We start from the raw sequence: 4,715 nt of genomic DNA, 5'->3' as shown, positions 1-4,715 counted from the left end.
CGAACCCGCCTGGCCAACGCCACCACAGGAGCACCCATGAACAACACCACCAATCAATCCGGTGTTGCACTCACCCCCTGAAACCGCCTGGGTCAGGGGCGATCAAACGGCCTACTCGGCGGTAGAGCGGGAGAGAAAGGGGAGGGTCAGACCACCTCGAAGTTGGCCATCATCATCATGTCCTCGTGTTCCAGGTTGTGGCAGTGGAACACGTACTTCCCGCGGTAACCGTCAAAGCGCACCAACAGGTCCACCTGGCCACCGGTGTCCATGCTCACGGTGTCCTTCCACCCGTGGTTGAAGCTGCTCACGGACTGCTGCCGGTCCTGCCCGATCACCTGGAACGGCGCCAGGTGGATGTGGAACGGGTGCTCGACGTCCAGCCCTCGGATGCGCCAGCGCTCCACGGTCCCCAGCTTGGGATCAGCCAGGATGGTGTCCGGGTCAAAGGCCTGATTGTTCACGGTCCACAACGTCATCCCGTGGGCTTGCGCGCCACCTCGGGCGAACACGAACTCCCGCTCGGCCACCACATCGTCCTCGGAGAGAATCTCCACCTCCGCCAACCGCTCAGGGATCGGACCGGAATCTTCCTCCTGGCGGGTGACCTTGAACCGCATGATCACATCCGTCCCATCCGCCCCGTGCTGATTGTGCAGCGTGACCTCCTCACCGATGTCCAATCCAGAGAAGTCCACGACGACGTCGAACCGTTCCGCCTGCGCAATGTCCAACGTCCCGTGTTCGATGGGAGCCTCCAGCAGGCCCAGATCGCTTCCGATCTGCACAAACGGCAGACCACCGTCCAGGTTCAGCCGGTACCGCCTGGCGTTGGAGGCATTGAGGATCCGGAAGCGGTACTTGGTGTTGGACACCTCCAGCTCAGGCCAGGGCGCGCCATTGACCAGGATGCAGTCACCCAGCACACCACTCATGTACTCGGACTCCACACCGGGCGGGTCCACCAGATCCGGGTCCACCGATGGATAGAAAAAGGACCCGTCCGCGGCGAAAGCCCGATCCATGATCATCAGAGGGATGTCCCGGTCGCCGGTGGGCAGGCCCAGGGCGTCCTCGGCGTCGTCGTGAATCAGGTGGAAGCCCGCCAGGCCGCGGTAGACCTGGGGGCCGGTGAAGTCCATGCGGTGATCGTGGTACCACAGTGTGGCTGCGGGTTGGTCCATGTCATAGACGTATTCGCGCTCGCCGTCGCTGGTGTCCCCGGAGGCAAGGTGGTCGGAGTGCTCGAAGTCGGCGGCGTCGTCGTGGGTTCCGTGATCGCCGTGGTCCGAGCTGGCAGGGAAGATCACGTCGGTGGGGTAGCCGTCGTGTTCCGGCGCGGTGACGCCGCCGTGCAGGTGCACCACCACGGGAACGGGCAGCTCATTGCGGTGGGTGACCACGGTGCGGCGGCCGCGTTGGGAGATCAACGTGGGGCCGGGCACGGTGCCCTTGTAACCCCAGACCTGCGTGGTGGTGCCGGGAATGATCTCCAGGTCGGCGGCCCGTTGGGTGATCTGGTAGAAGTCGGTGTCGGCATCCTTGCGTGTTGGCTCCAGCACCTCGGGGATGGGAAGGGACACGGTGAAAGGCTGCGGCAGTTCGAGCTCGCTGGTCAGCAGAGCTCCGGCACTGCCTTGTGCCCGGCGGTTGTCCCGGGCCCCACCGCAGGCTGTGAACGTTGTGGTCAGAGTGAGCCCGGCGGTGGCGGCCGCACCGAACCTGAGCAGGGACCGGCGGCTGAGGTGAGGGGGAGTCGAGCGGGTTGCCATACCTCGACCCTACGACTTCCCGCCGCCCACCCCATCCGCCGAGAAGGCTGTTTGATCGCCCCTGAGTGGGTCAGCAGCGATCAAAAGGCCTACTCGGCGGGGAAGGGAGGGGCAGCACCGACTGGCTCAGGCCTCCGGGATCTCCATGCCAAAGTCCTCCATGTTCACGGAAGACGGCTCCGGGCCGCCGCGCACCCCGGTGTCCAGGGCATCAATTCGCGTGAGTTCATCATTGGTGAGTTCAAAGTCGAACACGTCAAAGTTCTCCTCGATGCGGTGGCGCTTGACCGATTTGGGGATGACCTGACGTCCCTGGTCCAGGTGCCAGCGCAGCATGACCTGGGCTGGAGTCTTGCCGTGGGATTCGGCGATCTCCAGGATCTCCGCATTCTCCAGGGTGGACTTCCGGTCCTGACCAAAGCCGGGGTAGAACGTGATGCCACCAATGGGGGACCACGCCTGGGAGATGATTCCCAGCTCCCGGTTGTTGTTCACCAGCTCCGTCTGACGGAAGTAGGGGTGGATCTCGATCTGGTTGACCGCCGGGATGACCGTGGTTTGCTCCATCAGACGGTCCAGATCCTCCGGCATGAAGTTCGAGACACCGATGGCGCGCACCTTGCCGTCCTCCAGCAGCTTCTCCAATCCCTTGTAAGCCGCGATGGTGCGGTCGAACTCCGGGGTCAGCGGCTGGTGCAGGATCAGCAGATCGATCTTCTCCACACCCAGCTTCCCGCTGGCCTTCTCAAAGGCGTGTTGAGTTTCCTGGAACCCGTAGTCATTGATCCAGACCTTGGTCTCCAGGAACACCTCGTCCCGGCTCAGCCCGGACTGCTGGATGGCCTGACCAACCTGGCGCTCATTGCCGTAGGCGGCAGCGGTGTCGATGTGCCGGTAGCCCACTTCCAATGCGTCCGTCACGGCCTGCACGGTTTCCTCAGGGGCCGACTGGAAGACGCCAAAGCCCAGTTCCGGGATCTCAACGCCGTTGTTCAGTGTCATGTTCGGAATGCTCATGCGCCCACCGTAAGCACCCTTCACCTGCAGGAAACAGGGCCTGTCAGTACCCGTCTCGGGATTCCCAGGCGGTTCACAGAGTCACTCTCAGCTGCCGTTCAGATTAGACTTGCCGTTCCATCTCACGTGCCGGGTCCTCTGCCCACGGCCCGTTGGTCTCAGCACAGCGACGACGACGCCGCAGGTTGCGTCGTCGTCACTCCCGGCCCCGTGAGTGGCTCTGCAGTGACCGGCCCGCCCCGCACCGACCAACTACGAGGTGGTAGTGATGTCTCCCAATGCCATTGGCTTTGCCCTACTGATCTTGGGAGCGGCGCTGCTGCTCGGCAAGGTCATCCGCGTGAAGGTGGGGTGGATCCAGTCCCTGTTTCTGCCCAGCTCCATCATTGCCGGTGCCATCCTGTTGCTCCTTGGGCCGCAGGTCTTGGGGCGTATCAACGGACCGTGGGGTGAGAACGGCCTGTTCACGGAGGCCATGATCACCACCTGGGCGGCCCTGCCGGGTCTGCTCATCAGCGTCATTTTCGCCACCATGTTCCTGGGGCAGGATCTGCCCACACCCAAACGAGCCGCCAAACTGGTGGGCCCGCAGCTGTCCCTGGGTGTGGCTTTCGGCTCCGGGCAGTACGTGATCGGTCTGCTGCTGGCAGCACTGGTGCTGGTGCCGCTGTTTGCTGCATCGCCCATGACTGGTGCGCTGATTGAGATTGCCTTTGAAGGCGGTCACGGCACGGCGGCCGGTATGCGCGGTGTCATGGAGGACCTGGGCTTTGGTGAGGGTGCTGATCTGGCGGTCGGTCTGGCCACTGTGGGCATTGTCAGCGGCGTGATCATCGGTATTGCGCTGATCAACTGGGGTGTTCGTACCGGCAAGACCGAAATTCTCAAAGGCAACGTCAAGATGTCCGTGGCCGAACAGAAAGGCTTGTTCCGCACGGACGAGCACTACTCGGCAGGCAAGATGACCAGCCGTCCCTCCTCTGTGGAGCCGTTGTCCCTGCACATGGCCATCATGGCTGTGGCGGTGCTGATCGGCTGGCTGATCCTGGAGGGCCTGCGTTGGGTCGAGCAGGCCACCTACGCCTCCGTGATGTTGGATGACACCACACCTCTGGAGATCTTTGCCTACGTCCCGCTGTTCCCCATGGCGCTGCTGGGCGGTGTGATCCTGCAGATGATCGCCCGTGCGGTGGGCGCCGATCACTACATCGACCACCAGATGATGGTGCGGATTCAAGGGTGGGCACTTGACTTCCTGATCGTGGCAGCCATCGCCACCTTGTCCCTGCAGGCCGTGGGGGACAACCTGGCGGCCTTCACCATTCTGGCCATTGCCGGCATCGCGTTCAATGTGGCCATCTTCTTGTGGCTGGCCCCGCGGATCATCGGACGTTACTGGTTTGAACGCGGCATCGGTGACTTCGGCCAGTCCATGGGTGTGACCGCCACGGGTTTGATCCTGATGCGCGTGGTCGACCCGGAAGGCGAGTCCCCGGCCTTCGAGGCGTTCGGCTACAAGCAGTTGGTGTTCGAACCGTTCTTCGGCGGCGGTCTGGTGACAGCTCTGGCCATCCCGATCATCTACCTGACCGGGCCGTGGCCCCTGTTCTTTGTCATGCTGGTGGTCTTCCTGATCGCTGTGTTGACCGGTTTGTTCTACTTCCGGCCCCGGGAGATGAAGGACCGCGAACAGCACACCCAGGAGATTGCTCAGCAGAAGAAGGCTGAGGAGGGCGGCGCCACCGCCTGAGGAGCCACCTCACCCTTGACCCCCTCACCCCTGACCGCCGAGACCTCCGATGAAGCCCATATCGCGCACTTGTTGGGGCCATAACGGAGGTCTCGGCGGTGTGGGGGGTGCTTCTATGGTTTTCGTCAAGCGGCTAGGGCCACGGTGGGCGGGGTGGGTTCTTGGTAGAAAGATCC

General features: G+C 63.1%; 3 protein-coding genes. 1 reads left to right on the top strand and 2 read right to left on the bottom strand.

The window, feature by feature from the left end:
* Positions 1–146: 146 nt before the first annotated feature.
* Positions 147–1,772 (bottom strand): multicopper oxidase family protein, encoded by a 1,626-nt coding sequence (locus GTW58_RS12765; RefSeq protein ID WP_119933799.1) that lies wholly within the window; start codon positions 1,770–1,772, stop codon positions 147–149.
* Between the two features lie 126 nt (positions 1,773–1,898).
* The gene (locus GTW58_RS12760; protein WP_119933798.1) at positions 1,899–2,789 is read right to left on the bottom strand and encodes an aldo/keto reductase; all 891 of its coding nucleotides are present in this window, start codon (positions 2,787–2,789) and stop codon (positions 1,899–1,901) included.
* A 268-nt stretch (positions 2,790–3,057) separates the two neighbouring features.
* Between GTW58_RS12760 and GTW58_RS12755 the strand changes: the two genes are divergently transcribed.
* Positions 3,058–4,539 carry a sodium/glutamate symporter gene (locus tag GTW58_RS12755; protein WP_119933797.1) on the top strand — a complete coding sequence of 494 codons (1,482 nt, stop codon included), beginning with the start codon at positions 3,058–3,060 and terminating at the stop codon, positions 4,537–4,539.
* Positions 4,540–4,715: the final 176 nt, after the last annotated feature.

It is taken from the genome of Kocuria subflava (assembly GCF_012163155.1).
Classification (GTDB): domain Bacteria; phylum Actinomycetota; class Actinomycetes; order Actinomycetales; family Micrococcaceae; genus Kocuria; species Kocuria subflava.
The sequence above is the reverse complement of the archived record's forward strand: the minus strand, read 5'-3'. Positions and strand labels throughout refer to the sequence as shown.

Excerpts from the sequence above, each read along its gene's own strand:
- GTW58_RS12765 (WP_119933799.1), bottom strand. The coding sequence starts at position 1,772 with ATGGCAACCCGCTCGACTCCCCCTCACCTCAGCCGCCGGTCCCTGCTC.
- GTW58_RS12760 (WP_119933798.1), bottom strand. The coding sequence starts at position 2,789 with ATGAGCATTCCGAACATGACACTGAACAACGGCGTTGAGATCCCGGAA.
- GTW58_RS12755 (WP_119933797.1), top strand. The coding sequence starts at position 3,058 with ATGTCTCCCAATGCCATTGGCTTTGCCCTACTGATCTTGGGAGCGGCG.